The sequence below is a fragment of the Geminocystis sp. NIES-3708 genome, assembly GCF_001548095.1.
Classification (GTDB): Bacteria; Cyanobacteriota; Cyanobacteriia; order Cyanobacteriales; family Cyanobacteriaceae; genus Geminocystis.
This window is the reverse complement of the sequence record NZ_AP014815.1, coordinates 1,033,254-1,050,119: the sequence shown is the minus strand read 5'-3', so window position 1 is coordinate 1,050,119 and position 16,866 is coordinate 1,033,254. Positions and strand designations below refer to the sequence as shown.

The window sequence follows — 16,866 nt, the reverse complement described above, 5'->3', positions numbered from 1 at the left end:
TCCTTAAAGTAAATCAGATAAATCTTTGACATTCAATACTTGAGGTTTAAGATTGATAACATCAGACATCTTTGGCATGGAGGCGATATTAGTTTTCTTGTACATTTTATAATTTTGTCCTTGCCAAGCCATACGCTGGAAAAATTCTCCTACTGACATCGTCAGGGGGTAAGATGGTTGTTTTGTTACCAATAATTCTTCTTCTTTTTCAACAGTTTCTGTTTGATGTTGATAAGTTTTGAAAATACCCTGCCAATTATGTAAAGAGAAAAAACTTTCCACTGTTAAACCAAAATGAGCAATAGGGGTTGTCTCTTCGGTTAGTATCTTCTCCGTTGAAGGAGTTTTATTGTCATGAATGAGTTTAAAACCTTGCCAATTAGCTTCCTGAAAAAATTTTTCGACTGTAACACAGGTTAAGGGTATCATTTGAGATATTCTCCATTCACTAATTTTTTCTGAATATCTTTTGCACCAGCACCCTCATTTTGCCAGAAAGTAGCGGCATCAATTCGATCTTGTTTTCCTAACAAAAATTTACAATAGGTTTCACCCATAGAGTAGCACTGAATTTCAATGCAGTTAAGTTGTTTGTTGATAAAACGACTGAAAAAACCAGCCATTAAACCTGCATAAATATGACATACTGGTTTACCAACATCTCCTAAAGTACGAGCAACGGCGGAATCAAAGATATTAACAAACATAAAACCATTTTTTTGTTCACTTAAATCAACATCCCAGTTGCCCCATCCTTGAGTCGTGAAAGGCCACCACCACGCTTCAAGAACATATAATAAATTCATATCTTTACTATTTTTGGGATACTCATATTCTTTTTGAAACCATTGTTCAAAAAATTCAGCGTCTCTAATACCCCACGCTTTACCGATATTATACATAACCACACTAGAAGCAGAACCTACTTCTTCTTCTAAACCTTCGATTAATCCCACGATAAAATCTTCAGTTACAAGAACATTTCGAGATTCATTCCAATCAGTAATGTCCCCATTTTGAGTGTCAAAATGAAAAAAGTCTTCTAAGGTATAATGATCATGTTTTTTAGGGTATTTATTTTTCCATAGATTCTTGGAAATTGTTTCTACAGTACGACTTGATTTTGTAGGTGTAAAAGTCATCTGATTTTCAATCCTCTTATACTTATAATGTAATGGTTCTTCAATTATTAAATTAGTCGTAAATTAATTTACCTTCTGCACTTATTTTAACTAAATTTTTATTTTTGAATCTTCTTTTTAAACATTTCTATACAATTGCGAAATTTCGCTTAATAATTAGCATTTATACCTATTTTTAAATTTATTAATCATAGTAAATGATAAAGATGAGAATACAAATATAAATTATGAAGAAATAAACAAAAAAATAAGTTTTATTAACAATTAAGCGACATTATTTTTGATTAAATACTCAACAGTGAGATGTTTTTCTTCAATAATATTTGGTAAGTCTTGAATAATGATGGAAGATTTTTTGATAAAAGCATTTGTCCATTTTTCAAACCATTTTAATTGCATCATCGTGGCTTGATTACTCATTGTGCCCGTAAAAGAAATTTTCCCTTTTTTATCCATACAAAATTGTTGTAACCATTCTACATCAGGGCGAGAATCTTCAAAATTTTTGGCGGTAATTGTACCCCCTAAGTAATGACTTGTTATGCTAGCGATGCTTTCAAAATTACTAGTTATATCACCAATACTAACTTTTCTTGCAGCGGTTTGTTGAAAAGAGGAACTAATTTTCATACCCAAAGAATTAGGCTCGAAAGATTTATCAAAACGAGTGCTGTTATCATAAACTGCTTCTCTAAAATTAGCACCATTAAGATGAGCTCCATTTAAAAATGCACCACATAAATCTGCTTGACTTAAATCTGCTTTAGTAAGAAAACTACCTGTTAAATATGTTTCTTTAAGGATAGCTTTTTTGAAAGATACTCTAGTTAAATATGCTTTAATTAAATATGCTCCTTTCAAGTTCGCACCACTCAAATTAGCACCACTTAAATTAGCCTCATTCAAATAGCAATTACTGAGATTAGCATTGGTTAAATCAACATCTCTTAAGTCAGCATAACTTAAATCTGATCCTGCTAAATTAATTCCTCTAAGTTTATTATTTCTTAAATCTATTCTTCTTAATTGCAATTTTGGAAAATCTCTTTCTCCTTGATTATATTGAGTTTGGATGTCAATGGTTGCAGTATTTCTAATCATTTTTTCCCCTCTACAGTTAAGATTAAAGTCTAAATTTAAGATGATATTTTTTTATGATGAAAAATTTTATCTTGTTAATTTATATTGCTTTTTCTTAAATTATAACTAGATTTATTTTTTAAATGTCTTATTTTTTACAAAACTTAGTTAAAGTTTTATTCATGGATTTATTTAAAGTTAATCATAAAATTCAGTATTTATACGTATATAAAGTATTTGTACTCATGAATAATTTTTAAATAATTTATTTTATTTTTTGAAAAAAAATCTTATACAACAATAATTTATCAATAATTAGAGGTTGTTGAAAAAGTGTTTTTGTGAGGGTAGTAGATAGAGGTTAAGAGAAATACTTATAGATAAAGATGTCGATGTCAATATTATAATTAAATATAAAAAATACTTAATTGTATAGAATGGGATTGAAAATGTTAGTTTTTTGGAATAAAATTAGCCAAAATCTGAGACTTTTTTGTTAATTAAGTATTTTTTCAACCCTTTATTTAAAAGGAAAAATAATTTTAAACCATGCACCTTTAGTTTGAGGATGATTATTAGCTATTATTGAACCTTGATGTGCTTCAATAATTTGTTTAACAATACTTAATCCTAAGCCAGTACCGCCTGTTGAATTTCTTGCTCTTGATTTATCTCCTCTATAGAGTCGCTCAAAAATATAAGGTAAATCAGCCGTATTAAAACCTGTCCCTGAATCAATTAAGTTAATTTCTAAAAATTGATGATTTTCATCATAACTTTTAATATCAATTTTAACAGTAATTAAACCACCAAAAGAACTATGTTTAATACTATTATCAAATAAGTTAACAAAAACTTGAGTTAAACGGTTAAGATCTGCTTCAATAATTAATTTTTCTTCTCCTTGATATTCTAATGATATTTGTTCTTTATCTGCTAATATTTTTAATGATTCCCATGCAGATAATATTAATTGTTTTAAGTCTAAATGTTGAATTTTTAGGGTTTGATAAGGATTTTTTTCTAAGCTCGAAATTTCTAGCCAATTTTGAACTAAATTAATTAAACGGTTAATTTCTTGATACATTTGCTGTACCCAAATTTTACTTTTCTCATCGCTATATTTGAGTAAGGTTTCTGTTAATAACGAAAGAGATGTTAAGGGTGTTCGTAATTCATGACTTAAATCAGAATAAGCCTCATCTCGTCTTGCTGATAACTCTTTAATTATTTGTTTATTTTCGATAAAAATACTAACGTGTTCTGCTGGTAAAGGATAACTATAAGCTTTAAGAAAAAGAGATTTATAGCTTTCTATTTCGAGATTAGATTCATTTTCTAAAACATAGTTAGTAGTAGGAAAAAATTCCCATTCAATGATTAAATTTTGTTGCGTTTTTCGAGTTTGTTGAATTAATTGATCTAGTTCATAAGAACGCACTAATTCCAAAAATAATCTTAATATTTCAGAATTCCAACGCTGAATATTTAACAAAGTTTTTGCTTGTTCATTACATTCTATTAAACAATTTTCTTCATTTATTCTTAAGTAACCTAGAGGAATTTTATTGATTAAATGACGATGAAGATCTAATTCTAATTGAGTATAATAAAAATGATTATTGAGTAAGTTAACATTTCGCCTAACTTGGGCTATTTTTGAAAGAGAATGGACGAATTCAAATTGTGATAGGGAGTGTAAAATATCTGTTAATTCGGTATCAATTTGATATTTCTTCCAAAAATAAATAATTAAGCCAAGGGTTAAACCACATAAAAAATAAAACATTCATTAACAATCAATAATTAATAATTAATAATTAATAATTAATAATGAAAAACGCTATATCAACTATTAATTATCAATTTATCAGCCAAATCTATAACCAAATCCACGAACAGTTATTAAGTACTCAGGATTACTTGGGTCTTTCTCTAATTTTTCTCTTAACCAACGAATATGTACATCTACGGTTTTTGTATCCCCTAAAAAATCTGCCCCCCAAATATTTTCTATTAGTTGTTCTCTATCCCATACCCTTTTAGGATAAGTCATAAATAACTCTAATAAACGATATTCTTTTGGAGAAAGGTTAACTTCTTCTTGTCTTACCATAACTCTACATTCATTAGAAAGCATGGTTATATCTTTAAATTGGCGAATGGAAGTAGATGATGTCGTATTTACTGAATTTCGACGTAATAAGGCACGACAACGAGCGACTAATTCTTTCATACTAAAAGGTTTAGTCAAATAATCATCAGCCCCAACTTCTAAACCCAAAACTCGGTCTGTTTCAGCGGCTTTAGCACTTAATATTAAAATAGGAATCATATTACCACGATGACGAAGTAAGCGACAAACATCTAATCCATTAACTTCAGGTAACATTAAATCTAAGATAACCATATCAATATTATCTCCTGAACTTTGCAAATGTTGACGTTCAAGGATATTTAGGGCTTCCCTACCGTTACAGGCTTTAATTACTTCATATCCCTCTTCTTCAAGGTTTAAAGCAATTATATTCCTGATCAATTCTTCATCTTCAATCAATAAAATACGACTTGATAATTGTATTTTTTCACGGACGGCAGTACTGGGTAATTCCAGAGACAACATAAAAATTCTCTACATTTTGTTCTCTATTAACATATATACCAGAAATATCAAAAATGAACAATAGAAGAATTAAGAATTAAAAATAAAGAATCAAAAATCGACTTACTATTGAAAACAAATAGTTTATACTTTATCCGATTCTCTTGCACCAATAATTTCTAGTTGAATTGATTTGTCTCCATTCCACTCATTTTCTTTGAGTCGATAGGCTATATCAACTACTGGCGGTAAAGGATAATAATGATGCCAACCCCATGCTATTCCTTTTAATTGTTGGGCTTGATCTATTAGAGTTAATTGTAAATGTTCTCCTGTTTTTGTCAACTTTTGGCTAATAACTTTTACTTTAGATGTACAAAAAGTTGGGGCTTTATTTTCAATTCCCCAAGGGTATAAACTGTCTATTTCTTTTAGTAATTTAAAGTTTATTTGTGAAAAGTTTATTTGTGCATCTATTTTTATTAAAGGCTTCAAATATTCTGGAATTAAACACTTATGAGAAAAATCTTTTAAACGCTCATGAATTAATGATAAATTTTGACGAGAAAAACTAAATCCTCCTGCGGCTTTATGCCCTCCATATTTATCTAGTAAATCATCGCAATATTGTAAAGCTAAAAAAACATTATATTCTTCAATTCCTCTAGCCGAGCCTCTTATTATATCTGTTTTTTCTTCGTCGTAAGTGCCGATAAAAACAGGTACACCATATCTTTCTAATAAACGAGAAGCAACGATTCCAATTACGCCATGATGCCAATTTTCATGAATGATTAATAAAACTCGATCTTCTTGCCAATTTAAAGGAGTTTCTTCAATAATTTTAATAGCTTCTTGTTCAATTTGTTTACATAAATTTTGACGAGTTTGATTACTTAAATTACATTGCATTGCTCTAGTTATAGCAATTTCTTCATCTTCTGTCGTCAATAATTCAATGACAATTTGAGGATCATCTATTCGCCCAATAGCGTTAATTCTCGGACCAATTTTAAAGCCTATATCATCAGAATTTAAAAGTTTTTTTTGTCCATCAACTTCTGCTAATTTAATCAATGATCTTATTCCCAAAATATCAGAATTTGACAATAATTTTAAACCTCTTTTTAACCAACGGCGATTTACTCCTGTTAAGGGTGCAAGATCGGCGATCGTCCCAACGGTGTATAATTCTAATAATGGCTTTGTTAAACCTTGTAATTGATTCAAATTTTGTGCTAAAGTCACCGCCAAAATATAAGCAACTCCAACTCCTGCTAAACTACGATAAGGAGAATCTTCAGGCAATAATTTTGGATTTAAAATGGCATCAGCAGGGGGCAACTTTGGTGGTAAATCATGATGATCCGTGATAATTACTTTTAAGTCTAACTCTTTAGCCCTTGCGATCGCATCATAAGCAGAAATACCATTATCTACAGTTAAAATCAGGCTTACCCCTTCTTGCTTGAATTCTTCCACAATACGACGATTAATACCATAACCATCTGTCATGCGACTGGGAATAGCATAATCCACCTGTGCCCCTAAATGTCTTAAACCTCTCAACAATAAAGCCGTACTAGTCATACCATCAGCGTCATAGTCACCACATATTGCTATTTTTTGCCTAGAAGCGATGGCGTTTTTTAATATTTCAATACTTTTATCTAAATCAAGAAATTCTGTTAAAGGAGAAGGCAAATCAATAATTTCAGGATTAACATAACCTTGAGCTTCTTTTATATCAACGATACCACGATTTAAAATCACTTGGGTAATGATAGGAGATAAACCTAAATAAGAGATTAAATTATTAACTAAACTGGGATTTTGAGGATAAAATTTCCAACGTTGACGAGGCAAATTATATTCTGTCGTCATAACTGATATTATTATTAAAGTTTCTGGTATTTTAAAGGTCAACTTAAAATTATAACGAGAAAAAAAGATTAATTTAACAATTATGGATTATCAAAAATTTATTCAAGAGTTATCTAACAAATATCATAATTATAGCACTGATTTAATTACTCCAAAAGACTCTATTTTTAGTTCGATATTAAATCATATTGATGGCATGACAACTACTAATATTTTACAGTTATTAAATTGGGCAGTTGAATGTATGGAAAAAGATGAAATTTACTGCGAAATTGGTACATACAAAGGTTCAACTTTAATTGGTGCTTTAATAAATAATCATGACAAAACTGCCTATGCAGTGGATGACTTTTCAGAATTTGATTTTGAAGGTAAAAATATGAATCAATTAGAGAATAATTTATCTTATTTTAACTTAGAAGAACAAGTAAATTTCTGTAATCAAGACTTTGAAGAATTCTTTTTTGACTTTAGAGAATATCAAATAGAGGAAAAAATTGGCGTTTATTTTTATGATGGTGCCCACGATTATCGCTCACAATTAATGGGATTATTAATGGTAATACCTTTTTTGGCAGATAAGGCGTTAATTGTAGTTGATGATAGTAACTTTATTTCAGCCCAACAAGCAAATTTCGATTTTTTAGCCTTACAGCCTCATTGTGAATTAATATTAGATTTTCCTACTCCCCAAAATTGTTATTCAACTTTTTGGAATGGTATTCAAGTTTTTAGTTGGGATAAAAGTAAAAATAGTAATAATAATTGGCATAATTTTTCTAGTAAATTTCGGAATCTAAAATTCTTACAATATCTTTATGATACTTTCCTTAAATTTGAAAATTTACCCTCTTAAACTTAAATATTAACTTCTATAATTTCTGTATATTCAAACTGATTATCGCTTTTTTTAACCAACGGATATTCTTCACCATTAAGAATAATAAAATCTTCTTGACAATCTTCTTTTGGCGATCGATATACTAAAATATATTGTTTATTGATATAAGGATTCATCTCCGTTTCCACTTCATTTCGCCATTGAGTTTTTGTGACTAAAACTACTAATTGATTAGCTAATTTAGGGATAGATTTACCCACTTGACGGCGATAAATTTCATCTAAACTGCCGAAGGGTGAATCCATAATTATGGGAAATTTACTAGAATCTAAGCCGACTAAATTACTTTGTTTTGACCATTCTCTTACCATATCAATAATAGCACCGATAAAAGATAAACTTAAGATTTGATTTTCTCCTGTTGATGCCGCCACTGCCAAATCAATTCCTGATGTATTTTCAATTAAATTTAACTCATAATTTTCATTTAAATGAGGTTGATAAGGGGTAAAAGAGATCGAGTTAAAAATTTCTTGAACTTTTTTTTCTAAGGCTAATCTAAATTGATTTTCCAGTCTTTTTTGCACTTCAAGAATACATTTTATAGAATCATCTGCCCCTTGAATTCTTCTAATAATTAGAGAATGTTTTTCTTGTTTTACTTCTTGTTTTTTTAACTGTTTTTCTAAATTTATTAACTCTTCTTTAATATTTTCTAATTGTAAATTATTTTCTCCTTGATTTAAAGTAATTTCGCGAATATGCTGTTCAATATTATCTAATTGTCTTTGTTTTTCTTGAATATTATGATCAGGGTATTGTCTTAATTGTTCATTTATTTTATCTAATTCTTCTTCAATAGTGCTTAACTGAATTCGCCAATTATTAATATTTTCTTGATATTTATTTATTTCTATCCAAAAATTATTTTTTAAAGACTCAATATTATTGACTTGAGTTTCTAATCTAATAACAGCTTCTTCTATCTCAGTACTTCCCGCAAGATTAATCCAATTTTTTACTTGTGAATAAGGCTTTGTTTCAGGATATAATTCTGTTCCACAAATACATTTTTTTTCATGTAATAATTGTTCTATAAATTGCTTCTTAATGCCACTAGGTAATTCTCCTTTATGTCTTAAGTCTTTAATAATCAGATTAAATTCCGCTATGGTTGAAGATAAAAAAGTTAAATAACCTCTGGTAGAAATTTCTTTTTTTATAGCTTGTTGAGTGTTAATTAAATTCTTTCTAACTTCTTTTTCATCGGTTAATAATTTTTGCTTTAAGACTTGTAAATTTTCAATACCACCCATAGCTAACATTTGTGCAGAAATACTTTGCTTATCTAAAAGTAATTGTTCTAATCTAGTGATAAGTAAGTTATTATCTTTTTCTAATTTTATTTTGAAAATTTCTTGATCTTTTTGTTGTTTAATCAACGTTGTAATTGTTATATCGCCTATAGAATTTAACTCATCTTTTAAGATTTTTTGAGCATTTTTTAAGTGACTGACTGCCCTTTCTAAAACTTTTACCCCTATTAATTCCTTTGTATCTTCAGCAATTTTATGTCTTTCTTCTATGCGAAAAAGATGATCAATATGTTCACCATCAAAGAAAAAATATTGATGTAAACTTTTAGGTAAAATTCTTTCAATTATATCCATTGGTTGTTCTAAGGGATGTTGCCATTTTCCATCATCTCCAGCTATCATCATGAATAATTGTGGTTGATTAATGACAATTTTATTTTCTTTATTTCGATGAGCAAAACACTTTCTTTTTAACTGATAAGTTTTATAATCATGATCAAAAATTATTTCTACAAAACATTCTATCGCAGTACCGAATTCTACTTCATTAATTGCCTTTTTATTTACTAATAAATCAGGAGAAGCAAAAGCGGCAGAAAATTTCTCATAAAATACCCAAGTAAAAGCATTTAATATAGTGGTTTTTCCTGCTCCATTATTACCATGAATAATCGTGGTATTTTTTTCACCATGAGCAAAGTAAATAACTGGAGTTTTACCGTAAAATTGGCGAAAATTCAATAATTGTAAACTAATAATTTTCATTGAATATATTGCTTAATTATTTTCAACACATCATCATTAATATAGCGGATATTTTTTTGAGATAATCGATCTTTTTCTAATTGTAACACTTCTTCTACGATGGCTTTTATTTGAGGTTTAGCTTGAGCGATAGGTTCAGTAATTTTATCTAAATTATAATAATTATGATTAATCATAGTATTTATTCTCAATAATTAGTGATTCTTTTAAAATAAAATATTCAAGTTAAATGTAAATATTATTTTTTCTAAATTTACAAAAATTAATAGTGTTTAAAATTAAAAAGATTTATAATAAAATTTTAGTTACTAATTCTCATTATTAATTATCAATTGTTAATTAATTATTATCCATTATGGCTCAAGATAAGCGTCAAAAAGTTCGTCAAGTATTAATAATTACTTTAATTTTAAATCTTGTGGTTTTAGCATTAAAAGCAGTGGTTGGTGTCATGACTGGTTCATTAAGTTTACAAGCAGATGCTTTACATAGTGTAACCGATAGTGCTAATAATGTTTTAGGTTTAGTGACGAATCAACTTTCTTCCCCAATTCCTGATCGAGATCATCCATATGGGCATCATAAATTTGAAGCTATTGGTGCTTTGGGTATCGCTGCATTTTTAGGTATTGCCTGTTTTGAGATTGTAACTTCGGCATTAAATAGAATTTTTTTTGGTGGTGATCCTGTTAATATTGCAGGAAGTGAATTATGGGTTTTAATTCTTATTTTAGGTATCAATATTTTCGTAGCTTTTTATGAGCGTAGTGTGGGAGAAAAAATAGGCAGTAATATTTTAATTGCTGATGCAACTCATACCATGAGTGATATTTGGGTAACAATATCTGTATTATTAGGTTTAATAGCTGCTTGGCAAGCAGAAAATTGGAATTTACCGATGTTAAAATCTCTTGATTATTTACTAGCATTTCCTGTGGCTTTTCTAGTATTAAAAAGTGGTTGGCAAGTTTTGAAAAGTAACTTACCATGGTTAGTAGATGAAATGGCTATCGCTCCCGAATTAATTCATCAAATAGTGATAGAAGTACCCGGAGTAGTTAACTGTCATAATATAGCATCGAGAGGATTATTAGGCAGACAAGTATTTATAGAAATGCACTTAATTGTGGATAGTGAAAATGTAAAAACTGCCCATGATATAACTGAAGAAGTAGAAGCTAAATTAGAAGCTAAATTTGCCCCTGTCAGAATCTTAATTCATGTCGAACCTTTAGAGTATCAATCCCCGCAAATTAGCTATGAATAAGATTAATGTTAATTTTTTACTAAGCACTAAGAAGAATTACATGAATTTAGCTCAAAAATCAAGAAATAAAAACAAAAATTAATAAAAAATAACAATAATCAGTTAGAATTAAGGGAACTATAAATAATCATTACATTAAATTAACAGATTTATGTCTCTCCCCATTCGCAATCTTGCGATTATTGCCCACGTTGATCACGGCAAAACAACCCTCGTTGATGCACTATTAAAACAGTCTGGTATCTTCCGAGAAGGTGAAGAAGTGCCTACCTGTGTAATGGACTCCAATGATATTGAAAGAGAAAGAGGAATTACCATTCTTTCAAAAAATACAGCAGTACGTTATAAAGAAACATTAATTAATATAGTTGATACCCCCGGACACGCTGACTTTGGCGGTGAAGTTGAACGAGTTTTAGGAATGGTTGACGGTTGTATTTTAATCGTAGATGCCAACGAAGGACCGATGCCTCAAACCCGTTTTGTACTAAAAAAAGCTCTCGAAAAAGGTTTACGTCCCATTGTTGTAGTTAATAAAATAGATCGTCCCCGTTCCGAGCCAGATAAGGCAGTAGATAAAGTATTTGACTTATTTGTAGAACTAGGTGCAGATGATGATCAGTGTGATTTTACTACCCTTTACGCATCGGGTATTAGTGGCTATGCCAAAAATAACATTGAAGATGAGGGTGTCGATATGCAACCCTTATTTGAAGCTATTTTAGGTCATGTTCCACCCCCAGCAGGTGATCCTACTAAACCTTTACAATTACAAGTTACTACCCTTGACTATTCCGAATATTTAGGACGTATTGTAATCGGCAAAATTCATAATGGAACAATTCAGGCAGGACAACAAGCTGCTTTAATTAAAGAAGATGGTAGTATTGTTAAAGCTCGTATCAGTAAATTGCTAGGTTTTGAAGGCTTACAACGAGTAGAATTACAAGAAGCTAGTGCTGGTTTTATCGTAGCCGTAGCAGGTTTTGCCGATGCGAATATCGGTGAGACCATAACTTGTCCTACTGAACCTCAAGCGTTACCATTGATTAAAGTCGATGAACCGACCTTACGTATGACATTTTCTGTAAATAATTCTCCTTTTGCAGGTCAAGAAGGTAAATTTGTAACATCTCGTCAAATTCGTGATCGTCTTGATAAAGAGCTTCAAACTAATGTAGCCTTGAGAGTTGAAGATGGTGAGTCAGCAGAACAATTTGTAGTTTCTGGACGTGGTGAATTACATTTAGGGATTCTCATTGAGAATATGCGTCGGGAAGGATTCGAGTTTCAAGTATCTCAACCTCAAGTAATCTATCGTGAAGTCAACGGACAACCTTACGAACCTTTTGAATACCTCGTTTTAGACGTACCAGAAGAAGCCCAAGGTGCTTGTATTGAGCGTTTAGGGCAACGTAAAGCAGAAATGCAGGATATGCAATCTAGCGGTAATGGACGTACTCAATTAGAATTTATTGTACCTGCACGAGGTTTAATTGGTTTTCGTGGTGACTTTATTCGTATAACCAAAGGTGAAGGTATTATGAATCATAGTTTTCATGAATATCGCCCCTTAGTTGGTGATTTGGAAACTCGTTATAATGGTGTACTAACTTCTTTTGAAGAAGGAGTTTCTACTTTCTACGCCATGAAAAATGCTGAAGACAGAGGTGTTTTCTTTATTCATCCGGGTACAAAAGTTTATAAGGGTATGATTATCGGTGAAAGTAATCGTGCACAGGATGTAGAAATTAATGTTTGTAAAACCAAACAGCTAACAAACCATCGTTCTGCAACTGGTGATGAGTTAGTACAACTACAAGCACCTATTGAAATGAGTTTGGAAAGAGCATTAGAATACATTGGCTCTGATGAATTAGTAGAAATTACTCCTGAATCTATCCGCTTACGAAAATTGCCTAGTAAAAAATTAGCTAAACGCTAAAAATAATGAGGAATTAGGAATTAAGAATCATAAATTATGAATTACGGGTGGGTAAATGCTCACCTTTTTTATACTTTATATTTTATTTTGCACTTTGCCCTTGACTATATTTCATCAAGAGAAGTTGGTAAATTTTGAGCTAATTCTAATTCTGTTAATAAATTAGGAAAATTATGACGATAAGGACAATTATTACAGTTTTGATGGTGAGGAAAATTAACTTTATTTTCTACATATTCTCTGGTTAGATAATCTAATTTTTCTAATAAAATATGTAATTCTTTTTTTGTTTGCTCATGTTTAGTTTTATTATATTTAATTGTGTATTTTTGAGGCTCATTAGGTATCTTTACAAACCAGTAAGTAAAAGAAATTTGATGAGGTTTATAGTTAAGTTTTTCTGCTAAGATATATAAATATAATTTTGTTTGCCAATTATTAATTAATGTTTGTTCGTTTTGCGGTTTTAAGTAAGTTTTCCAATCAAAAATTACCGCTTTATTCTTATACAAAATCAATAAATCATATACCGAAGTAAATAAAAAGTTTTTGATGGTGTGATTAACCTGAAATTCAGCTCTTTTTTCAAAAATATCCTCAGAATTCCAAATATTTGCCGTGGCATTAATTAAAGCCTTAACCGAAATTTTTAACTCTTCATTATCTGTGTGAATTTCCTCGATAGATAAACCTAAATTATGTTGCTGCATTAACAGATGAAATTGCTTTCCCCATTGGGTTTTTTCTTCTTGAATAACATTAAAAGGACTTTTTAATTGTTGTAAATAAATTTTTTGAAATATGGGTGGACAAGTTTCTAAGATGTTTAAATGATTCTGGGATAAGTGCCAATGTGATGTCATAAAGCAATATACTGAAAATTAGATAATTTTATATAAACTTACTATTAATAATCCTTATGTCAGAAATAGAAAAAATATTATTAGTGGATGATGAGCCAGGAATCAGAGAATCAGTACAAGCATACTTAAATTATAACGAAAATTGGGAAGTAGATGTTGCTAGTAACGCCAAGGAAGCGTGGCAAAAATTAGAACTAAACACTCCTGATTTAATTATTTCTGATATTATGATGCCAGAAGTTAACGGCTTACAATTTTTAGCACAATTAAAAGAAGATATTCGCTTTCGCTCTGTGCCTGTAGTTTTTCTGACTGCAAAAGGAATGACAACTGATCGAATAGAAGGATATACCGCAGGATGTGATGCGTATTTACCAAAACCATTTGATGCTGATGAATTAGAAGCAATTGTTAGAAATTTACTAGAGAAAAAAAGAAGTCAGCAGGAGAATGTAGAAGGTAATATGCAATTAGAGGAATTAGTCAAAGATGTGAAAGACATCAAAGATAAATTAGAAAATAGTTCTAAGTTTACCATTACAGAATTACCGATGGCTATTGATTTAACACCAAGAGAACAAAGTGTATTAGACTTAGTAGCACAAGGCTTGATGAATAAAGAAATTGCTAAAACTCTGGAAACCAGTGTCAGAAATGTCGAAAAATATGTTAGTCGTCTTTTCAGCAAAACTGGTACAAACAGTCGTACTGAATTAGTCAGATTTGCTTTGAAGCATGGTTTAACAGATTAACCAAGATTTGAAAAATATTCAGTGATTATCAATTAATAATCTTTAATTTAATTCGGGATTAAACTCTGGTTTAACATGGAGAGGAATTTCTTGAAGCAATTTTTCGACAATATCTTCAGGGGTGTCATTATCAGTGATGGGAAGAATAATATCCGCTTGTTGATATAAAGATTCTCTTTGTTGTCGTAATTTCGTCAATTTTATAGTTAAATCTTCTTGATGTAATAAAGGACGAGTATTATCATCCGCTAATCTTTCGACTAAAAGGTTGATTGGTGCATCTAACCAAATAACCATACCATCTCTTAAGTGACTCCAGTTGTCTTGACATAAAATAATTCCACCTCCCGTAGCGATAACAGTGCGAATATAAGCAGAAATCTCTTGTAAAATAGCACTTTCTAATTTACGAAAACTGGCTTCACCTTCTTCTGCAAAAATTTGATTAATCGTTTTATGACTTATTTTTTCGATCATCTCATCAGTGTCTAAAAAACGATAATGTAATCTTTCTGCTAATATTTTTCCGATGGTGCTTTTACCTGATCCCATCATACCAATTAAATAAACGTTTAAACCTCTTAAAATATTTTTCATCTATAATGAATTTATTAATCTTTGATATTTGATTATTGTCAACTGTCAACTGTCAACTGTCAACTGCGACTATGATTAACTCTCAACTGCTTATAATGTAGTTAATATTCAGTTTCTTTTACTTGTTATTGTGCCCTTAGGAAAAAACCATCCCATTGATTTAAACTGTCAATATCCTTGCCCTTGTCGTCGCAAAGGAATATTGTTACCTATTATATTAACCGAAGCTATGGGTTGCGATCGTTGTCAACAAATTTTTGTAGTAGCTGAAAAAGATGGATATATAGAGCAATTAAACCCCACTTATCCTTATAAAAAAAGATGGCGTTGGAATGGAAAACGCTGGATTTCGACAAAAAAGCCGTGGCAAGAAAACTATTTTTTATGGGGTGTTATTTGTTTAAGTTTTTTTATTTTGATATCCACTCCCATATTAATGACTTTAAATATAGGAATAAACTTAATTTTTGTTACCATTATAAGTTTAATCTTGATATTACTATCTTTGTCTATTTGGTTCGCCTTTCGTCGTTAACATCAACAATATGAGTCAAAATTCTATACAATCTATTTCTCAAATCCTATATCAAGCCCATCAAGCATTTTTACAAATGAGTAGTATCAAAGGAATTGAACGCTCTCAAGCTGTATTACGAATGGTGCAAAAACTTGAAGAATGCTTTGATGATATTTTACAGGCTAATACTTTGGATTTAGAAATCAGCAAAGAAATGGCAGTGCCCAATCTAATCTTAGAATGGTTGAAGTTGACTCCTCAAAGACTGAAATCGACTTTAGAAATACTTAAAACTCTAGCAGATTTACCAGATCCTTTTCAAAAAGTTATCAATTCTCCTTATCAAGTTACTTACTGTCAGAATTACTCGCAGTTGATGCCTTTAGGAGTTATTGCTTTTATTTACGAAGCCTTACCAGAATTAGCAATAATTATCGCAGGATTAACCATCAAAACGGGCAACAGTTTAATTTTAAAAGGTAGTAGTGAAGCTAGTAATACTAATTCTATTATTGTTCAAGTTTTACAAGTTGCCTTAGAAGAGGCTAATTTCCCACCGTCGTGTGTACAATTTTTGCCGCCAGAAGAAGGATATTCTATGGAAGAACTAGTCACTCAAGATCAATATCTCAACTTAATTATTCCCTATGGACGACCAAGTTTAATTCATAAAGTCACTCATATAGCAACCGCACCAGTGTTAAAATCTGCTATGGGTAATTGTTCTTTATATTGGTCATTATGTCATGATTTAGATTTAGTTCGCCATGTAATTGTTGATAGTTACAACACAATACCTGATCAAGTTAATGCCATTGAAAAGGTTTTAATCAATAAACAACAAAAACCTAATTCTATTATCAGATTATTTAACCATCTTAAAGAACAAAAATTTAACCTTGTCGCCGATGAATCTTTAGTTAAAGAATTTCCTGAATATCTAACTTTAATTAAACCAAATCAATGGAATCAACCTTTTCTTAATAAAACCATTGCTTTTCGTTTTGTGGATAACTTAAATGATGCCATTGCTTGGATTAATGAATATAGTAGTGGTCATGCTGATTGTTTAGTTACAGAATCTTATCAAGAAGGGCGAATTTTTGCGATGGAAATAGATAGTGCATTGATTTATATTAATACTTCTCCTCGTTTTTATCGTTATTTACAAGGTAGTAATTCCATTTTTTTAGGTGTATCTAATCAAAAAGGAAATCGACGAGGATTAATTAGTCTTGAAACCTTCACTACCCTTAAACAAATTGTTGTTGGCGACGGAGAAATTTAAACAATTA

16 protein-coding genes are annotated in these 16,866 nt (G+C 30.4%); 6 read left to right on the top strand and 10 right to left on the bottom strand.

From position 1 onward, the window contains the following. Positions 1–3 precede the first annotated feature (3 nt). The 6 genes from GM3708_RS04585 to recJ all read right to left on the bottom strand — a co-directional run bounded on the left by GM3708_RS04585 (position 4) and on the right by recJ (position 6,708). Complete coding sequence (locus GM3708_RS04585; protein WP_066344487.1) at positions 4–429, bottom strand: hypothetical protein; 426 nt, start codon at positions 427–429, stop codon at positions 4–6. Then, positions 426–1,142: a V4R domain-containing protein gene (locus tag GM3708_RS04580; protein ID WP_066344483.1), complete on the bottom strand. Its 717-nt coding sequence runs from the start codon at positions 1,140–1,142 to the stop codon at positions 426–428. Before GM3708_RS04580 ends, GM3708_RS04585 begins: the two co-directional genes overlap by 4 nt. Before the next feature lie 264 nt (positions 1,143–1,406). Next, positions 1,407–2,243: a pentapeptide repeat-containing protein gene (locus tag GM3708_RS04575; RefSeq protein WP_066344482.1), complete on the bottom strand. Its 837-nt coding sequence runs from the start codon at positions 2,241–2,243 to the stop codon at positions 1,407–1,409. 499 nt (positions 2,244–2,742) lie between these two features. After that, a complete protein-coding gene (locus tag GM3708_RS04570; RefSeq protein ID WP_066344481.1) occupies positions 2,743–4,011 on the bottom strand; it encodes a cell wall metabolism sensor histidine kinase WalK in 1,269 nt (422 codons plus the stop codon). A gap of 81 nt (positions 4,012–4,092) precedes the next feature. Beyond that, positions 4,093–4,845, bottom strand: a complete 753-nt coding sequence (locus tag GM3708_RS04565) for a response regulator transcription factor (protein ID WP_066344479.1) — start codon at positions 4,843–4,845, stop codon at positions 4,093–4,095. A gap of 123 nt (positions 4,846–4,968) precedes the next feature. Then, positions 4,969–6,708 (bottom strand): single-stranded-DNA-specific exonuclease RecJ, encoded by a 1,740-nt coding sequence (recJ, locus tag GM3708_RS04560; protein ID WP_066344478.1) that lies wholly within the window; start codon positions 6,706–6,708, stop codon positions 4,969–4,971. Positions 6,709–6,790: 82 nt separating this feature from the next. Between recJ and GM3708_RS04555 the strand changes: the two genes are divergently transcribed. Further along, positions 6,791–7,564 carry a class I SAM-dependent methyltransferase gene (locus GM3708_RS04555; RefSeq protein ID WP_066344477.1) on the top strand — a complete coding sequence of 258 codons (774 nt, stop codon included), beginning with the start codon at positions 6,791–6,793 and terminating at the stop codon, positions 7,562–7,564. Between the two features lie 2 nt (positions 7,565–7,566). Here the strand turns inward: GM3708_RS04555 and GM3708_RS04550 are convergent, their stop codons facing one another. Next, positions 7,567–9,630 carry an AAA family ATPase gene (locus GM3708_RS04550; RefSeq protein WP_066344476.1) on the bottom strand — a complete coding sequence of 688 codons (2,064 nt, stop codon included), beginning with the start codon at positions 9,628–9,630 and terminating at the stop codon, positions 7,567–7,569. Beyond that, positions 9,627–9,806 carry a hypothetical protein gene (locus GM3708_RS04545; RefSeq protein ID WP_066344475.1) on the bottom strand — a complete coding sequence of 60 codons (180 nt, stop codon included), beginning with the start codon at positions 9,804–9,806 and terminating at the stop codon, positions 9,627–9,629. Before GM3708_RS04545 ends, GM3708_RS04550 begins: the two co-directional genes overlap by 4 nt. Positions 9,807–9,985: 179 nt before the next feature. Between GM3708_RS04545 and GM3708_RS04540 the strand changes: the two genes are divergently transcribed. Then, the gene (locus tag GM3708_RS04540) at positions 9,986–10,897 is read left to right on the top strand and encodes a cation diffusion facilitator family transporter (protein ID WP_066344473.1); all 912 of its coding nucleotides are present in this window, start codon (positions 9,986–9,988) and stop codon (positions 10,895–10,897) included. Between the two features lie 151 nt (positions 10,898–11,048). Continuing rightward, on the top strand, positions 11,049–12,842 hold the full coding sequence (gene typA, locus GM3708_RS04535) for a translational GTPase TypA (protein WP_066344470.1): 1,794 nt from the start codon (positions 11,049–11,051) through the stop codon (positions 12,840–12,842). Between the two features lie 104 nt (positions 12,843–12,946). Here the strand turns inward: typA and GM3708_RS04530 are convergent, their stop codons facing one another. Next, positions 12,947–13,705 (bottom strand): PD-(D/E)XK nuclease family protein, encoded by a 759-nt coding sequence (locus GM3708_RS04530; RefSeq protein ID WP_066344468.1) that lies wholly within the window; start codon positions 13,703–13,705, stop codon positions 12,947–12,949. Between the two features lie 56 nt (positions 13,706–13,761). Here GM3708_RS04530 and GM3708_RS04525 point away from each other — a divergent pair, with 56 nt between their 5' ends. Then, entirely contained in the window at positions 13,762–14,457 is a 696-nt protein-coding gene (locus GM3708_RS04525) for a response regulator transcription factor (protein WP_066344467.1), read from the top strand. 42 nt (positions 14,458–14,499) lie between these two features. Here the strand turns inward: GM3708_RS04525 and GM3708_RS04520 are convergent, their stop codons facing one another. Next, the gene (locus tag GM3708_RS04520; protein WP_066344465.1) at positions 14,500–15,054 is read right to left on the bottom strand and encodes a shikimate kinase; all 555 of its coding nucleotides are present in this window, start codon (positions 15,052–15,054) and stop codon (positions 14,500–14,502) included. A gap of 130 nt (positions 15,055–15,184) precedes the next feature. Between GM3708_RS04520 and GM3708_RS04515 the strand changes: the two genes are divergently transcribed. After that, complete coding sequence (locus GM3708_RS04515) at positions 15,185–15,589, top strand: hypothetical protein (RefSeq protein WP_066344463.1); 405 nt, start codon at positions 15,185–15,187, stop codon at positions 15,587–15,589. A 10-nt stretch (positions 15,590–15,599) separates the two neighbouring features. Further along, complete coding sequence (locus GM3708_RS04510; protein WP_066344462.1) at positions 15,600–16,859, top strand: glutamate-5-semialdehyde dehydrogenase; 1,260 nt, start codon at positions 15,600–15,602, stop codon at positions 16,857–16,859. Positions 16,860–16,866 lie beyond the last annotated feature (7 nt).